The organism is Corynebacterium sp. HMSC062E11 (genome assembly GCF_001811845.1).
GTDB lineage: Bacteria > Actinomycetota > Actinomycetes > Mycobacteriales > Mycobacteriaceae > Corynebacterium > Corynebacterium hesseae.
The window spans coordinates 237,770-258,633 of sequence record NZ_KV806774.1 but is presented as its reverse complement, the minus strand read 5'-3'; the positions used below and the strand labels follow the sequence as shown (position 1 = coordinate 258,633).

The window sequence follows — 20,864 nt, the reverse complement described above, 5'->3', positions numbered from 1 at the left end:
CCTGCGCCACCAGTGCGCAAATGCTCAAAGCTCCGCCTCCCACTCGAGGGAAGCGGAGCTTTTCGCTGCGGATTTAGGCCTTGGCCACGGTAGCCGTCACGCCCTTGAGGACATCATGGATGTTCTGTCCATCGCTTGGCTCGAGAGCCTGGGTCGTCACAGTGAAGTCGACGGCAAGCACCTCCGCCGCGATGTGCTCGCTGTGGCGATGAGCCCACTCTTCCTTCTCCGCCGGGACGGAGAGAACCACGGTGATGCGGTCAGTCACCACGAAATCCTCGGCCTTACGCGCATCCTGCAAACCACGGATGACGTCCGCAGCCCAGCCCTCTGCCTCGAGCTCCTCCGTCACCTCGGTATCCACGGCGACGAGGCCATCGAGCCCTTCCACACGAGCCGTCGACTTCGCATTCGCCGCCTTGAGGCGCTCGGTGTACTCGTCCGGGGACAGGCGGATATCGCCGTCGACCACGACGTCCTCGCCCTCGCGCACGTAGTTGCCCGCCTTGAGGTTCTTGATGGCTCGCTGAACATCCTTGCCCAAGCGCGGACCGGCTACCTTGGCGTTGCACACGACCTCGAAGGTGCCCACCGCGTCGACATCGTCGGTAAGCTCAACGTCCTTAACGTTGACCTCATCCCGGATGATGTCCTTGAAATCCGCCAGGCGCGCCGAATCCTTCATCGCCACCGTCAGCTTCGGCAGCGGCAGACGGTTGCGCAGCTTGTTGGACTTGCGCACCGAGGACGCCGCGGAGGCCACCGCACGGGTGGCATCCATGGCGGCCACGAGGGCATCGTCAGCCGGGTAGTCCTCGGCCTTCGGGTAGGAAGCCAAATGCACGGAACGCTCACCCGTCAGTCCACGGTAGATGACCTCGGCCACATGCGGCAGCAGCGGCGCGACCACGCGGGAGACCGTCTCCAGGACCGTGTAGAGCGTATTGAAGGCCTCCGGATGGGTTTCCTCGCCCTCCCAGAAACGGTCACGGGAGCGGCGCACGTACCAGTTGGTCAGCGCGTCCGCGAAGAGGCGGACCTCCTCCGTCGCCGAGGCAATGTCGGTATTCGCCAGCGCGTCGTTGGTGTTCTTCACCAAGTCATGCGTTTTGGCCAAGATGTAGCGGTCTAGCACGTTGGTGGAGCTCACGTCGAACTTCGCGTCCTGGGAGGCGTAGAGCTGCAGGAAGGTGTACGAGTTCCAGATCGGCAGAATGGCCTGGCGCACGCCCTCGCGGATGCCCTGCTCGGTAACGATGAGGTTGCCGCCGCGCAAGATCGGCGAAGACATCAGGAACCAGCGCATCGCATCCGAGCCATCGCGGTCGAAGACCTCATTCACATTCGGATAGTTGCCCTTGGACTTCGACATCTTCAGGCCATCATTGCCCAACACGATGCCGTGGGCGACAACCTTCTTGAACGCCGGGCGGTCGAACAGGGCGGTGGACAACACGTGCAGGAGGTAGAACCAGCCGCGCGTTTGGCCGGAATACTCCACGATGAAGTCCGCCGGGGAATGCGTCTCAAACCATTCCTTGTTCTCAAACGGGTAGTGCTTCTGAGCGAACGGCATCGAGCCGGACTCAAACCAGCAATCCAGCACGTCCGGCACGCGGCGCATCGTGGACTTGCCCGTCGGATCATCCGGGTTCGGACGAGTCAGCTCATCAATGTACGGGCGGTGCAGGCTCGTCGGACGCACGCCAAAGTCACGCTCCAGCTCATCCAGCGAGCCATAGACATCGACGCGCGGGTACTCCGGGTTATCGGAGATCCACGCCGGGATCGGAGCGCCCCAGTAGCGGGTGCGGGAGATGTTCCAGTCGCGAGCACCCTCCAGCCACTTGCCGAACTGACCATCGCGGATGTGCTCCGGCAGCCACTCGATCTCATTGTGGTTGAGCTCGACCATGCGGTCACGGAACTCCGTCACCTTGACGAACCATGCAGGCAGCGCCATGTAGATGAGCGGCTCGCCGGAGCGCCAGGAGTGCGGGTAGGAGTGCTCGATGGTCACGTGGCGCACCACGCGGCCAGCGGCCTTGAGGTCCTTGATGATGGCCTTGTTGGCATCGAAGACGAGCTGGCCCTCATACGGCGGTACCTGGGAGGTGAACTTACCGTCCTCATCCACCGGGATGACCAGGCCCACTCCGTACTTCTGGCAGGTGAGCATATCGTCCTCACCGAAGGCCGGGGCCTGGTGGACCACACCGGTACCGTCCTCGGTGGTGACGTAGTCAGCAAGCAAGACCTGGTACGCATTCTCCACGTCCGGGAAGAATCCGAAGATGGGCTCGTACTTGAAGCCCTCCAGCTCCGCGCCCTTGAACGTCTTGAGGACTTCCACCTCACCCAGCTCCTTCGCCAGGGTGCCGGTCAGTGCTTCAGCCATCACGAAGGTACGGCCAGCAAAGTCGCCCTCGGTGGCCTTGAACAGGACGTAATCAACCTCCGGGTGGACCGCCAGAGCCAGGTTGGACGGCAGGGTCCACGGGGTGGTGGTCCAGGCGAGGAAGGAGGCGTCGGCAAGCTCGGCGTTCTCCGCCAACGTCTTCTCCGCCGCACTTCCCTCCACGGCACCAGCCACCGGGAACGTCACCGTCAGGGTCGGGTCCTGACGCATCTTGTAGGAGTCATCCAGGCGGGTCTCCTGGTTCGACAGGGAGGTGTGCTCCGCCCAGGAATACGGCAAAACCCTAAAGCCCTGGTAGATCAGGCCTTTGTCATAGAGCTCCTTGAACGCCCACATGACGGACTCCATGTACTCCAAGTCCATGGTCTTGTAGCCGTTCTCGAAATCCACCCAACGAGCCTGGCGGTTGACATACTCTTCCCACTCATCGGTGTACTCGAGGACGGACTTGGCGCAGTACTCGTTGAACTTCTCCAGGCCCATCTCCTCGATCTGGCCCTTGTCCGTGATGCCGAGCTGCTTCTCTGCCTCCAGCTCCGCCGGCAGTCCGTGGGTATCCCAACCGAAGACGCGCGGGACGTGGTTGCCGGCCATGGTGCGGTAGCGCGGGACGATGTCCTTGACGTAACCGGTCAGCAGGTGGCCGTAGTGCGGCAGACCGTTGGCAAAGGGAGGGCCATCATAAAAGACATACTCGGGGCAGCCCTCTGTCTGCTTGAGGCTGGCTTTAAAGGTGTCGTCGGCCTTCCAGTACTTCTGGACTTCCTGCTCCATATCGGGGAAACGGGAAGACCCAGCAGTCATATCGACTTTGGGATAAACACTGCCGACGTTCGCGGGGTTATTACTCATCTAAAAATTCCTTCACTCGTTCGCTGTGACGGGGACGCGCCGTACGGCTCGCGGTACCACCCCGCTTGGGCGCCGAGGCGCCCCGCTTCGTTGATGTGAAGGAGATGACGGTCCCTACCCGCCCGGTTCTAATGATGCGACGCTCACGCGCCTCACGTTCTTCCGGAATGCTCCCCGGTGATAGCCGGCTCACTGCATATAGCTCCAAAGTATAACCGAGGGGTCAAGTTTTCACAGGCGCAGGTTCCCGTGAACCCCAAAATAGAAACGACAGTGCACAAAAGAGGTGTCTGAGAAACGGTTTTCCACAGGAACATTTTTCTAATGCGCGCAGCTCAGAAGGTGTTTTATGCTCCACAGATATGAACGCGCTACAGACTTTCCTCAACGCACTCGGGGCCGGCATCGATGTCATCGCCGAGTGCGAAGGCATGTCTGAAGCAGACCTCATCGCCGCCGGTTCCCCAGACAAAACTGCCGCGCAGTTGGTGCGGCTGCACACGAGCTTCTTTGGCAAGACCGCCATGACCAAGATGCAACGTGATGCAGTGAAGGCTGCGCGCCAGCGCGGCCACTCATTGCCCACCCTGGAAGTCATTGACCGCTATGCCCGCAAAGCCAAGACGCAGGCATTGGGCTGGAAGTTACGCCTGGAGCTGTGCCGGACCAGCGCCGATACCCTCGCGATGGAAACACTGGCGAAGAAGAAGCTCAAGGAGCACTCGGCCCCGCCCGCACCGAAGGAGGGCGTGACCATCTACCGTCGCCGCAATGCACCGTGGACGATGGCAATCACAGGCCCCGCGCAAATGATTGCAAAGCTTGGCGACGCCGTCGACCGCGAACGTCCCCTCGAATCCATCCGCGAAGCTTTCTTCAAAGGCGCCGCCCCGCGCCGCGGTTTGCAAACCAATATCTTGGTCCCGCTGGATGCAATGACGAAGATTCTCAACGGCGACGGCGAGGAAATCACGCTGCAGATGACCAACGGCGCAACGATGACCGGCGCGGAATACCTCAACAAGGTCCTAGCCGAAGAGATCGACCTCGATGGCGCGCTCGCGACTCTCTTCCACCCCTATCACGGGCCGGTCAATCTCTACTATGAGGAGCGCTCCGCCAGCATCAAGCAACGCATCATGGCCATGGCCGAGTTCCCGGTCTGTGCTTGGGGCTCCTGCATGAAGCCCGCCGATGAATGCCAAGTTCACCATCTCATCGCGTGGAAGAACGGCGGGTATACCAACCAGGAAAACCTGGTGATGCTGTGCCCGTATCACAATGGCGTGAACCAGGACGATCCGAACGCGCCACCGGGACGCGGCCGCATGGCCCGGGTCAACGGAACGGCCATGAGGACGTACGGTCCCCTCCCGCCGCCCACGCCTCTGCAAGCGCCTCCCGGGCTATTCGACGCCCTGGAAAGAGACGACTAGGAGCGACACAACTAGGAGTCTTCGCAAAAGCCCTCCACCCAGAATTACTGCTGGGGCGAGGGCTACTCGTCGTGCTTGCGGCGCAGTTTAATCACGGTATCTGCGATAAACAGAACAATGCCTACCCCGGCAGAAGCAAAGAGCAGGTACAGAGACCACTCAGCGGCGGAGAGGATGTAATTCACGAACGCCAAGAAAGCCACAAAGGCCAAAAGCAATGCACCAATAAGCATGCGCGCTCTCCTTCCCCGTCACTGCCTGAAAAATCAATACCTACTGAGAATACATACCCACAGAAAAGAATAACGGCGCCCCCGCAGGGACGCCGCTGATTCAGTGATTAATTGTTGGACTTGCCGGCTTCACCGTTGGGAGCAGCGGTGCCGCGGGACTCCAGCTCCTCAAGCTGAGACTGCAGCAGCGTCTTGAGGCGAGTACGGTACTCGCGCTCGAAGGTGCGCAGCTCGGAGATGCGAGCCTCCAGAGCGGTCTGCTGCTGCTTGACCGTGTTCATGACCTCGGTGTGCTTCTTCTCGGCATCGGCCTGCAGCGCAGCTGCCTTCTCCTCTGCCTGGCGAATCTGCGCCTCGGCGCGGGACGTAGCGTCGGACTCAGTCTGCTTTGCCTTGTTCTCAGCGTCCGCCACCAGCTTCTTGGAGCGGGTATCGGCCTCCTGCAGCTGAGCTTCGTAGCGCTTCTGGGCGTCCGCGAGCTGGGCCTTGGAGTGGGAGTCAGCGTCGGCAAGCTGCTTCTCTGCCGCCGTGCGGGCCTCAGCCAGCATGGACTCGGAATCAGCCTTGGCCTCGCTGGTGAGACGGTCCGCCATCTCCTGAGCCAAGCCCAGCACGCGGGCTGCCTGCATGTGGGTATCCGGGGTAGCCAGGCCCTGTGCATTGGACTGGGCGGCGCCCGCACCAGCCACGGCAGCGGCGGAAGAGGCGGTGGTGGAGGCTGCGGAGTTCTTCTTTGCGGACTCCAGCTCCTTCTTCGTGTTCGCCAGTTCCTTCTTGGAAGCCTCGAGCTCGCGCTTGGCGGCGGCAGCTTCCTCGCGAGCTGCCTTGAGCTCGGCGGAGTTGTCCTTTACCTGAGCAGCCGGCGCCTGGGAAGACTGTGCCTGAGCAGCCTTTGCCTGCTCCTGCGCACGCTTCGTCTCTTCCTTGGCCTTGGCAATCTCATTCTTGGAGTCAGCCAGCTTTGCCTCGTACTCGGCGCGAAGCTTGGATTCAACTTCCTTGCGCACAGCGGCCTCGTCGACCTTAGCGGCAGTAGCGCCGCCAGCGGCGCCGGCCGAAGTCTGAGACTTCAGTTCCTCAACCTGGGCGTGGAGATCATCGTTCTCGTCCTGCAGCTGAGCAAGAGCATCCTCAACGAGGTCGAGGAACTGATCTACCTCATCCTCGTTGTAGCCACGCTTGCCAATTGGCGGCTTGCTGAAAGCGACGTTGTGTACATCAGCGGGTGACAGTGGCATTGACTTCTCTTCCCCTTACGAATCGGTCAAACCTCTAGAGGTTCCAGAGGCCGGGTACATATGCGGTTAATAATACGGATTTTGCTAACTCATTGTATCCGAATCAACACATTATCTAACGCTGGCACGAGTCTCAACGTTAACAGGAGGGTTTAATACACCCGTTAGTTACACAGCAAGTCCGCTGGGGCCGAAAAATAGCCACGAAATCAGTTGCGAAAGAATGGACAAAAGCAGGAACAAAACAATGATGGAAACGTCGAGCGCAACGCCTCCCAACTGCAGCGGAGGAATCACCTTTCGCAGCGCCTTAACCGGCGGGTCAGTGACTACGAAAAGCACCTCTGCAACCATCATGAACCAGCGGGGCGGATTGAATTGGCGCGAAAAAGATTGAATCATTTCGATGACGATTCGCGCTAACAAAATCCACGAGTAAAGACTCACGGCAACGAGGAGAATTGAACCTAAAGCATTCACAGTGCCCGAGCCTATCCGAACCACCCCCACTAACGGTATTCCCCTGCCCTCCGGTTCGCGCTCGGCGAACATGAACGGCTAATCGTCGGCTGAACTATCCCCGAACTCAGTTCGCCGCCGGCCTCATAAATACGAAACCGCCCCATCGCTTCCCCTCCCCTAAGCCAACACGGGAGAAAAGAAATCGATGAGGCGGTAGAACGCGACGTACTTAGCGCAGATGCGCTGCGCGCTCCAGCTCAACAGTGGAGATATCGGCGCCCTTCGGCACGATGGCAAACACCTTACGGCTGGTGTCCACGCCCTTGGTCAGGTTCTTCATGCGGCCCTCCAGTGCAAAGCAGAGGCCAGCGGCAAAGTCGACGAAGCGCTTTGCGGAGCCACGGTCAGCGTCAGTGAGCTCGAAGACCACTGCGTCACCGTCACGGAAAGGGCCACCGACCTTCGCTGCATCGTCGAAAGAGACGAGCGACAGCGCCACGATGGTCGGGACAAATTCCTCTTCCGGCTTCTCGTAGGAAGGTGCGTACGCCGGAGCGCTATAGCTGCGCTCGTCAGCGTAGTAAGCATCGTCGGTGTCCATGTCCATCGGGCCCAGCCCGAAGAACTCTTTAGTCCTATCAATCAGTGACATTCTGGGTCTCCCTCTGACCTAGTGTGTGCTGTTCATTTGCTGTCTTGTAATGCACTTTTGCAATGTCAATTAACCTAGCGGGCGCGCTCCCATGATTCCGGTTCCGACACGCACGATATCCGTTCCAGATGCAATCGCCGCCTCCAAATCTGCGCTCATTCCGGCAGACATTTTTAAAGCCCGTCCGAGCTTCGCCGCGACCTCGTCGGTCAGCGCCCTTACCCGAGCGAATACCTCCGCAGGCTCGCTCTCCAGCGGAGGAACCACCATGAATCCCTGCAGCTGCACATTCTCCAGCTCTTCAACGACATCCACCAGAGCGGGGACGCCCTCCAACGGACATCCGCCGCGTGCGGTATCGCCATCGGCGGAAACCTGAATAAATGCCGGAAGGGTGTCCTCGCGTTGCCCGCGTTCTTGTGCAAGCGCCACTCCTCGGTCCAGCGCCCGGGCAAGCTTCTCTGAGTCAAGGGAGTGCACGCTGTGCGCCCAGCGGGCGACGTGGTTCGCCTTTTTGGTTTGAATCTGGCCGATCATGTGGAAGCGAATCTCGGGCAGCGCCTCTGCTTTGGCGCGCGCCTCCTGCTCACGGTTTTCTGCTACATCCGCAATTCCCAGCTCCCCCAGCAGCGCTATGTCCTCTGTCGGGTGAAACTTCGTCACCGGCAGCAGCTGTGGCACGGGACGGTCATACGTGGCGGCGAAGCCTCGAATCTCAGCGCGGGTGCGCTCCAAACCGGCCCGTAGTTCTTCGCGACGCTCAGCGGGGTCCTTGCTAGTCATTTAATCCTCCAACCAAATCACACCGGATTGACGCCCGGTGACGCCCTCGCGGCGATAAGAAAAGAATTCAGTGTCTTCGATCGTGCAGCGCGGATCCGACTCAATGGCCGTAACTCCCATCCCCATCAGCTGGCGAATCAGGCCGGCGCGCACGTCAACTCCCCACGTACCAGACGAGGTGCGAGTCTTGGAGCCGGGCAGGTGCTTCTCGACGTCTTCCGCCATCTCCTCCGGCACCTCATAGTTGCGTCCAGAAGCAGCAGGCCCCATAAGTACCTGGATCGACGCGGGAGTCGCCCCCAGCTCAACCATTGCGTTCACGGTGTTCCGGACGATTCCGTTGCGCGCGCCTAGGCGTCCGGCGTGGGCGGCGGCGATGACGCCCGCGGAGACGTCGACAAGCAGCACCGGTGTGCAATCAGCAACGAGCACGCCTAGCCCCAAGCGCTTTTCGGTGGTTACTACGGCATCGGTGGCGGGGACGGGTTCGCGGACACCGCGGCGTTCGGCCCCCACCACCGTGACCGTGTTGGTGTGGAGCTGTTCCATCCACACGATGTCCTCTAGACCCGTGGCGCGGAGAAGCCGCTCACGGTTGGCGGTCACGGCCTCGGGCTCATCACCAACGTGATCGCCCAAGTTGAAAGAGTTATAAGGGGACGACGACGCCCCGCCGGCACGGCTGGTGAAAACCATGCGGACGGGGCGTTGTGCTACGTGTGCTTCCTCGTTTACTGGCATGCACTCCAGAGTAGCGGGCTGGGACTAACGCATGAAGGACGGCACGTCGAGATCGTCGTCGCCGTCATCATCGAAGTCGCGGCCACGGCGCTCAGCGGGGCGCGAGAGGCGGTACTCGTCGTCGGCGCCGCGGCGGTACTCCTCACCGCGGAAGCGGTCCGAGGTGGTAAACAGCCCGCTGGACGGGGCCGGCTCGGCCGGCTGCTCGCGCTCGTAGGAGTGGCGCGGGGTGTACTCCTCGCGCTCGATACGCTGGGCGTCGACACGCTGCGGCTCAGCGCGGGTGTAGTCCTCACGCGGGGCCTCAGTGCGAGATGCGGCGGGGCTTTCCGCCTGTGCCTCGGCGCGGTTCTCAAAGAGGGAACCCGGGCGGGCAGCCGGGGTGGCCTGCTGGCTCTGCGGTGCAGCCTGACCGGGCTGCGCCGGCTGCGTAGTCATGTTGGCCTGTGCGTCGAAGCCGGTGGCGATGATAGTGACGCGAACCTCATCACCGAGGTTGTCATCGATGATGGTGCCGAAGATGATGTTGGCGTCTTCGTCGGCGCGCTCCTCCACCATGGAGGCCGCTGCGTTGACCTCGTGGAGGCCCAGATCGGAACCACCGGCGATGGAGAGTAGAACGCCCTTGGCGCCTTCCATGGTCGACTCCAACAGCGGGGAGTTGATGGCCTGCTCAGCGGCGTTGAGCGCGCGGTTGTCCCCGCGGGCAAAGCCGATACCCATGAGGGCGGAGCCGGCGTCGGACATGACGGAGCGAACGTCCGCAAAGTCGACGTTGATCATGCCAGGAATGGTGATGAGGTTGGTAATACCCTGAACACCATTGTGCAGAACTTCATCGGCGGCGCGGAAGGCCTCGACGATGGACAGCTCCTCGCCGCCCAGCTGCATGAGGCGGTCATTCGGAATAACGATGAGGGTATCGCAGACCTCGCGCAGCTCTTCGATGCCAGCCATGGCCTGACGGGTACGGCGCGCGCCCTCAAACTTGAATGGGCGGGTAACGACGCCAACGGTCAGCGCACCCATCTTCTTCGCGATGGACGCCACGACGGGGGCCGCGCCGGTGCCGGTTCCGCCGCCCTCGCCGGCCGTCACGAAGACCATATCGGAGCCTTGGAGGGCGTCTTCGATTTCGGTCTTGTGATCCTCCGCGGAGGTCTTGCCCACCTCCGGGTTGGCGCCGGCGCCGAGGCCGCGGGTGGCCTCGCGGCCGATGTCGAGCTTGGTATCCGCATCGGAGAAAATCAGCGCCTGGGAATCGGTGTTGATGGCGACGAACTGGACTCCCTTGAGCCCTTCTTCGATCATGCGGTTGACAGCGTTGACACCGCCGCCGCCGACGCCGACGACCTTGATGTCCGCGAGGTTGTTGCTAGATGAGATCATACGAGGGTCTCTTGCCTTTCGAATAAGCTTTTAATGTAAACGAGGAGGCGCCTCTTTTCGCGAGAGGCGGTTACATCCATCTTTAACGACAACGGGGTAATTTCGGCGCACATTTTGCCGCGTGTCGGTACCCTCAACCTCTACTTTAGGGTTGCTGACATGCGGTTTTCTTAACAAGCGCCACACCCGTCCCACTCGCGACGGACCTAGCGGCGAGTCACCAGCGACGGGTTGGAAATGTTCCAGGATTCACCCTCGAGTTTGAGCACATCCTCGAAAGCGATTGCCTTGTTCTTGTTATCCTCCGAGGCACCCCAAAAGATGGTCTTGTCGTCCTTGGTTCGGAACGTCAGCGAGTACCTATCCTTGACCTCGAGGGCCGATACCTTTTCCCGGATTGGAGCGGGAAGGGCCGCAACGGCATCGACGGCCGCTTGCATTTCCGGGGAACCGGAGTCGGTGTGCCCGGTGACTTCCACGGCTTCGGGCGGTGCCTCGGCTTCCACGAATTCCTTGCCGTGGTTATCCACTAGAACGGTGCTGTCACCGTCGCGCACGAAAGCCACTGCCTCATGCTCGACGATTTCAATGTGCACCGTCGAGGGAAAAGCCCGCGACACCGTTGCGCTTTCCACCCAGGGGATCTCCGCCACGCCCTGCGCGGCCTCGCGAGCGTCCAGGCGCGCAAGGTTCGCGCCCTTAGGCACGCCACTGGCCTGTTCCACATCCTCAGCCGTGACATGGTCATTTCCCACTACCTCGAAGGACTTCACCGTGAGGATCGGGAAAAGCCACACCGCTGCGGCAGCGATCACCGCTACGAGAAGGACCGCGCCCACCACGAGCGCCCCAGCCTTTTTAGACATTCGGTTCCTTCGGCCCCTCCGCCTCATCCTTATTGCCCAGCTCGGACAGAATCTCGCCAGCCACGTAGGTAATCGTGCCCGCGCCGATGGTCAGGACGATATCGCCGGACTGTGCCAAGGAGATGACGTCGCTGGCGGCTTCGGAGAAATCGGGCTCGAAGATAACCGGCATGTCTTCCGGCATCTTGTCGGTGATGATGCGGGAAGTAATGCCCTCAACCGGTTGCTCGCGAGCACCGTAGATGTCGAGGACGACGGCGGCGTCGGCAAGCGCCAGCGCCTGGGCAAATTCGGCGTCGAACTTCATGGTCCGGGAGTACAGGTGCGGCTGGAAGCAGGCGATGACGCGCGCGCCCTCGCCCTCCGCATCCGCCTTTGCGCGGGCCGCACCGAGAACTGCGGAAACCTCCGTGGGGTGGTGCGCATAATCGTCGAAGACGCGGATGCCGCGCTCGCTTCCGCGGTACTCAAAGCGACGGCGCACGCCCGTAAAGTCGGTCAAGCCCGCGGCGAGCTCCGCCGGATCCCCGCCAGCGAGCGCACCGGCCAACAGGGCAGCGGCCGAATTGAGCACCATGTGGTGGCCGGGAACGTGCAGGTCATAGCTTAGCTCCTGCGGAGCCTGGCCCGGCAGGGTCAGGCGAACGCGGACGTGCGCGCCGACGGCAGAGACTGTCTCCTCCACAACCTCAGCCGCGAGGGGCACCGAAGAAGCAGCGTCTGCCTCGCCGCGCGCGCCATAGCCCAGCACCTGAATACCGCGCTCAGCGGCACGCTCACCGGTGGCGGCCGCCTGCGCATCCTCGAGGCAGACGACAAGGTAGCCGCCGTCGACAATGCGGTCGGCGAAGTCATCGAAGACCTGGTAGTAGCTCTCCGCGGTGCCGAAATAATCGAGGTGATCGGGCTCGATGTTCGTAATCACGGCCACGGATGGGCTGTAGCGCAAGAGCGAAGCATCGGACTCATCGGCCTCCGCCACGAAGGCATCGCCCGTACCGCCGTGTGCGTTCGTACCAGCACGGTTCAGCTGTCCACCGATAGCGAAGGAAGGATCCAGCCCCGCCTGTTGGAGCGCGGATACCGCCATGGACGTGGTCGAGGTCTTTCCATGGGTTCCGGCAAGCAGCACCTGGCGGTGGCCTTCCATCAACTCGGCCAATAGATCGGAACGGCGAATAACCGGAATACCGGCGGCGCGCGCGGCAGCGAGCTCAGGATTATCCTGCGGGATGGCGGCGAAGGAAGTCACGACAACCGTCGGCCTATCGCCGGCCATTTCAAGGTTCTCGGCCGCATGCCCAATGGCAATGTGCGCGCCCATTGTGCGGAGGACGTCAACAGCCGTCGATTTCTTAACGTCCGAGCCGGTGACGACCGCACCCCGGCTGACCAGGATGCGCGCGAGACCGGACATGCCGGAGCCTCCGATACCGACAAAGTGAACGCGGGACAGGTCCGTGGTGGAGGGGGTGTCAGTCATAGTGAAAAAATCCTTCTTTAATAAACCTGTACTGTGCGCCTAATCGCGGACGCCGGCGGCGACGCGTTGCGCGATGCGGTCAGCGATGACAGCCGCAACGTCGCCGGCCTCGCTGGCATCGGCAGCGGCACGCATGGCTGCCAGGGCCTCGGGGTGGTCAAGAATAGCGCGAACTTCTCTGATAAGGCGCTCCGAGGTCAACTCGGCGTCCGGAATCTGGACCGCGGCCCCCGCCTCCACCAATGCCCGCGAGTTCAGCGCTTGCTCGCCATTGCCGTGCGGCAGCGGCACGTAGAGCGCGGGTAGACCGGCGGCGGAAACCTCGGCCACGGTCATTGCACCGGAGCGGCACACCATGAGGTCAGCAACCGCGAGCGCGCCAGCCATGTCATCGATATAAGGCACCGCCGTGTAGTGTTCGCGCCCAGCCGGCGCCTCGTTCTTCTTGCCATAAGCATGCAACACTTGGAAATCCCGGCATAGGTCATCGAGCGCGCCGGCGACGGCGGTGTTAATGCTCACTGCGCCCTGTGATCCGCCGGTCACCACGATGGTCGGGCGATGTGCGTCCAGGTTCCAGTTCTGGCGAGCAGCTGCCGCCTTTGCGCCGTCGGGGTCCTCCCCCATGCCCGGCCGCACGGGGATGCCCAAGACATCCCCGGGCATCCCAGAACCTTCTTGCGCGTTAATGCCCGTGCCGCCCAAACGCACGCCTAACTTGTTCGCCATGCCGGCCAGGGCATTGGTTTCGAGAACGAAGAACGGAATGCCTAAGGACTTGGCCGCCAAATAGGCCGGGGCGGCGACATAGCCGCCGGTTCCAAACACAACGTTGGCCCCAACGTCTTTGAGTACCGCGCGGGTTTCGCGCACGGACGTGAGGATTCGCCAGGGCAGCTTCACAGCGTCAGCGTTGATCTTGCGCGGGACCGGGACGGGGGTAATCATGCGCAAATCGACTCCACGCGCCGGCACAATATCGCGCTCCAATCCGCGTGGGGTTCCCAATGCGGTCACCCGCGCGCCGTGGCGCAAGCGGAGCTCCTCCCCCACCGCGAGCGCGGGTTCAATGTGACCGGCAGTGCCGCCACCTGCGATAACGACGGAAATCGGCGTGTCATTCATGCTCTACACGCTACCAGCGCGACCCCGCCCTACCGACGCTCGCCGCGCCGACGCTCTCGGCGGTACTCCCGCCGCTGCTCCTCACGCGGTACCTGCGCACGCGGCGAGCGCCCCGTCACAGCGCGGCCAAACCTTTCCTCGCGGCTGCGCTCCACCTGTCGTTGGGAGTGCTCGCGGCGCACGCGCTGAGGGTGCTTGCCCTGCGCGCGTTCGCGCGGGGCTCGGTGGGCTCCGCCGCGGCGCTCGTTGGGCGGCGTCGGCTCGGGGATGAAGAAAATGCGGTCGAAGAGCGGGCGGCCAAAGTTCTGCATCGCGGACACTTGGAGCGGCTCATGGCGCGCCACGTTGCACAGCAGCCCCATCGAACCGATCGTAATCACCGCAGCTGTACCGCCCGCGGAAATCATCGGCAACTGAATACCCGTCACCGGCAGCACGCCGATGACGTAGCCAATGTTGATGAATGCCTGCACGACAACACCGACCGCCAATGTGGCGGCCAGCAGGGACTGGAATTGATCCTGCGCGCGGGTTGCGGTACGCAGTCCAAAATAGCCCAGCACGGCAAAAAGCCCGATGACCATGGCACCGCCCCACAGCCCCAGTTCCTCACCGATGATGGCGAAGACGAAGTCATTTTTCGCTTCTGGGAGGTAGAACCACTTGGCGCGCGATTGGCCGAGGCCCACGCCCCAGAAGCCGCCGTCGGCAAGCGAAAGGAAGCCCTGGTAAGCCTGGAAACCTGTACCTTGCGTGTCCTCAATGTTTCCGCGCAAGGCATCGAAGTAGGTGTGGAAGCGGTGCGAGCGGAAGCCACCGGCTAGGAAAACGGTGATCATGCCGATAGCGCCGAAGATGCCGACGACGGTAGGAACGCGCCAATCCACGCCTGCGAAAACCAGGGTGAAGACGACGATGAGGGCAAAGGATACGCCCATGCCCAAGTCACCCTGAGCAACGATAAGTACGAACATGATGCCGGCGATGATGGAGTACATCATGAATGGATCCGTCAGGCGCATCGAGCGATGCGTCTTATCCGCCAGCGCCGAGGCACCGTACATGCCCACAGCCACACGCGCGAACTCTGAAGGCTGGAAGGCCACGCCTCCCGGCAGCATGATCCATGACTGCGAACCGACCTCCGCGCGGCCAGTACCGATCCCGGGAACGAGGACGAGGATGAGAAGCAAGATGGACAGCCCCAAGAACCAGGGCACGAGCACCCGCAGCGTGCGTGGTGACATGCGCAGGCCAATCCAGAACACAATGAGGCCGGCGACGACGAGCACGCACTGACGCAGGGCGGCTGACCACGGGCTATCGCTTTCTGAAAGGGACGTCGCCATCGACGAGGAAAAGGCCATGAGCACGCCAATGCCAATGAGTGAAAAGATGGCAATACGCAGCACCAAGTAATCGAGCCCGGGATAAGCGCGCAGGCGCTCACGGAGATCACGCAGGTGGTGTCCCAGCGTGCGTGGTGGCTTCTGGGTGCTGGTGGCAGTCACGGCTTCTGGGTGCTCCTAGCTAGCGGGCGAGACGGCGGGCAGCGGCGGCAAAGATGTCGCCGCGCTGGCTCATTCCGGTGTACATGTCCAACGATGCCGCAGCGGGCGCCAAAAGTACGGTATCGCCGGCCTCGGCGTGTTGCACTGCGGCGGCCACTGCCTGCTCCATTGCTGCTTCTGGGTCGTGGCTATCCACGATGATGACGGGGACGTGCGGCGCTTCCTTTGCTAAGGCTTGGGCGAGCACATGCTTGTCGACGCCCACCAGAACCGCCGCCTTCAACCGCGCCGCGTGGGTGCGCAGTAGGTCCGAAACGTCGGCGCCTTTGAGCTGACCGCCGGCGACCCACACCACCGAATCCAGGCCGCGCAGAGCGACTTCCGCGGCGTGTGGGTTCGTGGCCTTGGAATTATCGATGTAGGTCACGCCAGAGTGGCGGTGAACGACCTCTCCGCGGTGCCCCGCCACCACATAGGAGGCGAGGCCTTCGGCGATGGACTCGGGGCGCGCGCCGGCGAGAGCGGCAACCGCAGACGCAGCGGCAGCGTCCAGCACCCCGGCCAGGCCGGCGGGCTGGATGGTGGTGACGTCCTCGACAACGGCGGCCTTCATCCCAGCGACCTCGTTCACCACGAGACTACCGGCGCTAACTCCCACCTCACCCGCAGCGGGCTCGGCGTGGCTAAAGGCAGTCGCTGCCGGAATCGAGGAGGCGAGAGCTATAACGTGCTCGTCATCTTTGCCGTAGACGGCGTGCTGCCCGCGCAGGATCTTGGCTTTGTCGGCGGCGTAGGCATCGAAGGAACCGTGCCAATCCAGGTGGTCATCGGCGAGGTTGAGCAGCGCTCCCACCTCCGGGCGCAGCTGGGAGGACCAGTGCAGTTGGAAAGAGGAGAGCTCCGCCACGAGGATGTCCACGCGGGGCTCGGCGGCCAGGGCATCAAAGGACGAGACGCCGATATTGCCTACCGCTTGTGCGCGCTGGCCGGAGCACTGCTCATCGGCAGCCATGATGGCGGCGAGCATGCCGGTCGTCGTGGTCTTGCCGTTCGTACCGGTTATCGCGAGCCAGCGGCGAGGGGCGCCGAAGACCTCTGCGCGGTCGAGGCGGTAGGCCAACTCAACATCGCCGATGACCTCAAGGCCTTGGGAAGCGGCCGCGACGAGCAACGGCGAGTCGGGGCGCCATCCTGGTGAGGTCACGACGAGCGAGTACTCCGAAAGGTCGGCCGCAGCCGTGTCTACGGCAGCGACGCCCAGCTCGGAGGCGATGCGGCTGCGGGATTCCGCGTTGCCGTCAGCCACCGTGAGGTCCACGCCCAGGCTGGCCAAGACCGCCGCGCAACCGCGACCAGATACGCCTGCGCCGGCGATAAGGACGCGGCCGGATAGGAATTCTGGACGCGTCATGCTCCGACTCCAATGCCCGCAGCAGTCAGCCAATCACCGTAGAAGATGGCGACGCCGGCCATGGCCGCCATGGCGGCCAGCAACCAGAAACGGACGACGACGGCTGTTTCTGCCCAGCCACCATTCTCGAAGTGGTGGTGGATCGGAGCCATACGGAAGAAACGCTTGCCGGTGGAGTGGAAGACCACGATTTGGATGACAACGGACACCGTCTCGATGACGAAGAGCGCGCCGATGATGATCATGAGCAGCTCGGTGCGGCTGGTGACGGAGATGCCGGCGACCAGACCACCCAGCGCCAGGGAGCCAGTGTCTCCCATGAAGATCTTTGCCGGGGCGGCGTTCCACCACAGGAACCCGAGGCAGCCGCCCAAGCCCGCAGCCGCGAGCACGGCCAGATCGAGGGGATCGCGCACTTGGTAGCAGCCGGCGGCGAAGTTGGTGGCGCAGGAGTACCGGAATTGCCAGAAGGTCATCAGCGAGTAGGAGCCCATGACGATGGCCGTGACACCGGCCGCAAGCCCGTCGAGCCCATCGGTGAGGTTGACGGCGTTCGACCACGCGGCGATGAGGATGTACATGAAGATCAAGAACACGATGGTTCCGATCACGGTGCCGCCGACGGCGAGGTCAAAAGTCTTCAGGTCACGGATGAAGGACAGCTTCGTGGAACCGGGGGTCAGGCCATCATCATTGGGGAAGCGCAGAACAAAGAAGCCGAAGAGCAGCGCCAGCACGAGCTGGCTGACGAGCTTTGCGGTCTTGTTAAGGCCGAGATTGCGGTGCCGGAAGAGCTTGATGAAGTCATCCGCAAACCCCACTGCGCCAAGTCCCAGCGTCAAACCAAGGACGAGGAGACCCGACGCGGTGAAGCCCTCATGCCCCGTCAGGAGCCCGTAGATGCTGGCAACGAGATAGGCCACAAGGATGCCGGCCAGGATGGCTAGTCCACCCATCGTCGGCGTACCACGCTTGCGCAGGTGGGACTTGGGACCGTCTTCACGGATCTCCTGTCCGCGGCCAGTGTCGGAAAAGTACCGGATAAGAACCGGGGTGGTAAAGATCGCCACGAGGAAGCTAACCGCACCAGCGATGATGATCTGAGTCACGAGCTTGAAGTCCTTTCTAGCGGCTAGCTGTTGTTCAGCTGTTCCGCGACCAACCAAAGACGTTGGGCATTGGAGGCCTTAATCAAGACCACGTCCTTAACGCTACGGTTAGCCCAATCATCGACCCCTGCCGGGGCCACGCGCAGTATGCCGTCGACAGCCTTTGCAGCCGCCGCGGCATCGGCGCACACCACTGTATTTATACCCTGCTGCATGGCAGCCTTAGCCATTGCCCGGCAGTTGGGGTTCTCCCCTACTGCTACTAAGTGCTCCACGTGGTACTTGGCCAAAATCTCACCGAGCTGGCGGTGAGATTTTTCCGCATCGCCGCCGAGTTCTCCCATCTCCCCCAGCACCGCGATGGCACGAGCATCGGGGCGCGCGGCGGCGGTATAGGCCAAGGCGGCGATCGCCGCGCGCATCGAGTCCGGGTTAGCGTTATAGGAGTCATCGATGACAGTGACGCCATCGCGGCGTGTACGCACGTCCATGCGGTGCTCGGAGGCGAGGCGATGCCCAGACAACGCAGCAGCCACGGTGGCGGCCGATACCCCGAGCTCGATCGCTGCGGCCGCGGCAGCGAGCGCGTTGGATACCTGGTGGGAGCCAAAAACCTGCAGCTTCACGGCAACGGGCTCGGCATCCGGGCTATGCAAGGTAAAGGAGGGGCGGGCAACGTCGTCGAGTTCGATATCGGTGGCGTAATACTGCGCTGCCGGTGCGCCTCCGCGGCGGTTTTCCGTGGAGTAGTACACCACCTTGGCCCCCGTGCGGGGAGCCATCGCCGCGACGAAAGGATCATCGGCGTTGAGGACGGCCACGCCGCCGTCTTCAGCCTTCGGCAGTGCTTCTACGAGTTCTCCCTTGGCCTTCGCGATGTTCTCCCGCGACCCAAACTCGCCGAGGTGTGCTGTGCCAACGTTGAGAACAACGCCGACGCGCGGCGCGGTGATGTTGGTCAGGTGCCGGATGTGCCCAATGCCGCGGGCCGACATCTCTGCCACAAGGTAGCGCGTGTGCTCATCGCAGCGCAGGGCTGTATAGGGCAGCCCAATTTCATTGTTGAAGGAGCCCGGCGGGGCAACGGTCTCCCCCACCTCACGGAAGATAGTGGCTATGAGGTCTTTGGTGGACGTCTTTCCCGCCGAACCAGTAACGCCCACAATGGTGAGCTCCTGTTCGGCTGCAAGCCGCTGGGTTACTGCTCGGGCGAGCGCGGAGAGTGCTTCAACGACGGCCGCGGCGGAGCCATCGGCATCATTGGCATAAATGTCCGCATTGGCACCGTCGCCTTCGACGCGCCCGTGCGGCTCGACGACGATCGCCGGAACGCCCACCGGCCGCGCCGCCAAAACAGCCGCGGCCCCTTTGTCAATCGCGGTGTTGGCAAAGTCGTGCCCATCTACCCGAGCGCCGGGCAGCGCCACAAAGAGACCGCCCGGGGTGACCTTACGAGAATCGAATTCGACGAACCCAGTCACTCGGGTATCTGGATCGTTGACATTATCCAGGCGGCCGCCCGTGATCTGAGCGATCTCAGCGAGGCTTAACGCAATCATGCTTGCTCCTTGGATTCTTCGTTACTCAGGGTAGTCGCAGTGGCCATGGCATCAAGGGCGCGAGCCATCTCCTCGCGGTCATCGAAGTGATGAACGGTATCGCCAATCAACTGTCCTACCTCATGGCCCTTGCCGACGACGATGACAGCATCACCCGGCTGCGCCCACGTCACGACCTCATCGATGGCCTCGGCGCGGGAGCCAACTTCTCGAATATCGGCCGACGGGTTCGCCTCGCGGGCTCCCGCCAGCACGGCAGCGCGGATGGCGGCCGGGTCTTCGGTTCGGGGATTGTCGTCGGTGACGACGACAAGGTCGGCGCCCTTCGCGGCCGCCGCGCCCATAAGCGGACGCTTGGAAGAGTCACGGTCGCCACCTGCGCCAACGACGATGCCGATGCGGCCCGCGCTGCCGTCCGACTGCGTACGCAGGGTGTCCAGCACGGCCGCGATTGCAGCCGGCTTGTGTGCGTAGTCAACCACGGCGACAAAGTCTTGGCCGCGGTCGATGCGCTCCATGCGGCCTGGGACCGCCACCTTTTCGACTCCTTCGAGGAAAACTCGTGGCTCGACTCCCACAGCGGCGGCCATTCCCGTCGCGAGTGCCGCATTGGCAATGTTGAAGGTGCCCGGCATGGGCAGGCGGAATTCATAAGTACCGGCCTGCTCACCAGAGGCGACCTTGAGTTCCACCTGCTGCGCACCGGTAACCTCGGTGCGCAGCTGGCGGCCGGTGATATCAGCCTCGCGCGCCTCCGAGCCCGTCGACACCTGAATCACCGGGCGTGCAGCTGCTCGCTGCGCTATGCGACGCCCCCATTCGTCATCGACACAGATGACGGAGCGGTCGGCGGCTTGGGGCCCGTCGAAAAGCATGGCCTTGGCCTCGAAATAGTCCTCCATTGTCGGATGGAAGTCCAGGTGGTCCTGGCTCAGGTTGGTAAATCCGCCCACGTTGAAGTGCGTGCCTTGGACTCGCCCCAAAGAAAGCGCGTGGGAGGACACCTCCATCACGACGTGCGTGACGCCCTCGGAGACCATTCGCGCAAAAAGCTCCTGCAAGGTCGGCGCCTCCGGAGTGGTCAAGGACGTAGGTACCGGCTCGCGGTTGATGCGAGTGCCCGTCGTGCCGATGAGGCCGACTGAATAGCCTGCGTGCAACAGCCCCGCCTCAAGGAGGTAGCTCGTCGTGGTTTTACCGGAGGTGCCCGTCACGCCGAGGATGGTGAGCTTTTGCGTGGGATGACCATAAATCTCGGCAGAGACGGTACCGAGGATGGCGCGGATATCCTCCACCACGAGAATCGGCCGCGACTCCCCTGCTTCGACGAGAATACGCTGGCCTTCGGCATCCGTAAGAATGGCAGCCGCCGCGGTATCTGCGGCGAACTTCGCGCCATGTACGCGTGTTCCAGGAAGCGCCGCGAACAGGCCGCCGGGCGGCAGCGTCGCAGAATTCAATCCACAGGCCCCCACGGTGATCGAGGCATCCCCGATCACCGTGCCCCCAGAAATCTCTGCTAGGCGCTCAAGGCTGGTGCTGCTTGTCACGATGCTTCCTCTTCTCTGTTGTTCTGTGCTCTAGGTGTATTTATC

At 62.5% G+C, this 20,864-nt stretch carries 17 protein-coding genes; 1 reads left to right on the top strand and 16 read right to left on the bottom strand.

Features of this window, described 5'->3' with window-relative positions:
- Positions 1-73 precede the first annotated feature (73 nt).
- Positions 74-3,271, bottom strand: coding sequence for an isoleucine--tRNA ligase (gene ileS, locus HMPREF2822_RS01145; protein ID WP_070519882.1), 3,198 nt, complete (start codon positions 3,269-3,271; stop codon positions 74-76).
- Positions 3,272-3,633: 362 nt separating this feature from the next.
- Here ileS and HMPREF2822_RS01140 point away from each other — a divergent pair, with 362 nt between their 5' ends.
- On the top strand, positions 3,634-4,707 hold the full coding sequence (locus tag HMPREF2822_RS01140) for an HNH endonuclease signature motif containing protein (RefSeq protein ID WP_070519880.1): 1,074 nt from the start codon (positions 3,634-3,636) through the stop codon (positions 4,705-4,707).
- Positions 4,708-4,769: 62 nt separating this feature from the next.
- Here HMPREF2822_RS01140 and HMPREF2822_RS13445 read toward each other — a convergent pair whose 3' ends face one another.
- From HMPREF2822_RS13445 to HMPREF2822_RS01070, 15 genes are all read right to left on the bottom strand, one after another.
- On the bottom strand, positions 4,770-4,940 hold the full coding sequence (locus HMPREF2822_RS13445; RefSeq protein WP_168162406.1) for a hypothetical protein: 171 nt from the start codon (positions 4,938-4,940) through the stop codon (positions 4,770-4,772).
- A gap of 107 nt (positions 4,941-5,047) precedes the next feature.
- Positions 5,048-6,178, bottom strand: coding sequence for a DivIVA domain-containing protein (locus tag HMPREF2822_RS01135; protein WP_070519878.1), 1,131 nt, complete (start codon positions 6,176-6,178; stop codon positions 5,048-5,050).
- A gap of 168 nt (positions 6,179-6,346) precedes the next feature.
- Positions 6,347-6,658 carry a YggT family protein gene (locus HMPREF2822_RS01130; RefSeq protein WP_070520150.1) on the bottom strand — a complete coding sequence of 104 codons (312 nt, stop codon included), beginning with the start codon at positions 6,656-6,658 and terminating at the stop codon, positions 6,347-6,349.
- Positions 6,659-6,869: 211 nt separating this feature from the next.
- Entirely contained in the window at positions 6,870-7,292 is a 423-nt protein-coding gene (locus HMPREF2822_RS01125) for a cell division protein SepF (protein WP_070519876.1), read from the bottom strand.
- Between the two features lie 69 nt (positions 7,293-7,361).
- On the bottom strand, positions 7,362-8,075 hold the full coding sequence (locus HMPREF2822_RS01120) for a YggS family pyridoxal phosphate-dependent enzyme (RefSeq protein WP_070519873.1): 714 nt from the start codon (positions 8,073-8,075) through the stop codon (positions 7,362-7,364).
- Entirely contained in the window at positions 8,076-8,816 is a 741-nt protein-coding gene (pgeF, locus tag HMPREF2822_RS01115) for a peptidoglycan editing factor PgeF (protein ID WP_070519871.1), read from the bottom strand.
- A 24-nt stretch (positions 8,817-8,840) separates the two neighbouring features.
- Complete coding sequence (ftsZ, locus tag HMPREF2822_RS01110) at positions 8,841-10,205, bottom strand: cell division protein FtsZ (RefSeq protein WP_070519869.1); 1,365 nt, start codon at positions 10,203-10,205, stop codon at positions 8,841-8,843.
- A 206-nt stretch (positions 10,206-10,411) separates the two neighbouring features.
- Positions 10,412-11,071 (bottom strand): cell division protein FtsQ/DivIB, encoded by a 660-nt coding sequence (locus tag HMPREF2822_RS01105; RefSeq protein WP_083306787.1) that lies wholly within the window; start codon positions 11,069-11,071, stop codon positions 10,412-10,414.
- On the bottom strand, positions 11,064-12,554 hold the full coding sequence (gene murC, locus HMPREF2822_RS01100) for a UDP-N-acetylmuramate--L-alanine ligase (protein WP_070519865.1): 1,491 nt from the start codon (positions 12,552-12,554) through the stop codon (positions 11,064-11,066). The genes HMPREF2822_RS01105 and murC overlap by 8 nt, the downstream gene beginning before the upstream one ends.
- Positions 12,555-12,593: 39 nt before the next feature.
- Complete coding sequence (gene murG, locus HMPREF2822_RS01095) at positions 12,594-13,679, bottom strand: undecaprenyldiphospho-muramoylpentapeptide beta-N-acetylglucosaminyltransferase (protein ID WP_070519863.1); 1,086 nt, start codon at positions 13,677-13,679, stop codon at positions 12,594-12,596.
- 29 nt (positions 13,680-13,708) lie between these two features.
- On the bottom strand, positions 13,709-15,190 hold the full coding sequence (locus HMPREF2822_RS01090) for an FtsW/RodA/SpoVE family cell cycle protein (protein WP_070519861.1): 1,482 nt from the start codon (positions 15,188-15,190) through the stop codon (positions 13,709-13,711).
- Between the two features lie 19 nt (positions 15,191-15,209).
- Positions 15,210-16,601, bottom strand: a complete 1,392-nt coding sequence (gene murD / locus HMPREF2822_RS01085; protein WP_070519859.1) for a UDP-N-acetylmuramoyl-L-alanine--D-glutamate ligase — start codon at positions 16,599-16,601, stop codon at positions 15,210-15,212.
- The gene (gene mraY, locus HMPREF2822_RS01080) at positions 16,598-17,710 is read right to left on the bottom strand and encodes a phospho-N-acetylmuramoyl-pentapeptide-transferase (RefSeq protein WP_070519857.1); all 1,113 of its coding nucleotides are present in this window, start codon (positions 17,708-17,710) and stop codon (positions 16,598-16,600) included. The genes murD and mraY overlap by 4 nt, the downstream gene beginning before the upstream one ends.
- Positions 17,711-17,733: 23 nt before the next feature.
- Positions 17,734-19,269, bottom strand: coding sequence for a UDP-N-acetylmuramoyl-tripeptide--D-alanyl-D-alanine ligase (gene murF, locus HMPREF2822_RS01075; RefSeq protein WP_070519855.1), 1,536 nt, complete (start codon positions 19,267-19,269; stop codon positions 17,734-17,736).
- Positions 19,266-20,819, bottom strand: a complete 1,554-nt coding sequence (locus HMPREF2822_RS01070; RefSeq protein ID WP_070519853.1) for a UDP-N-acetylmuramoyl-L-alanyl-D-glutamate--2,6-diaminopimelate ligase — start codon at positions 20,817-20,819, stop codon at positions 19,266-19,268. The genes murF and HMPREF2822_RS01070 overlap by 4 nt, the downstream gene beginning before the upstream one ends.
- Positions 20,820-20,864 lie beyond the last annotated feature (45 nt).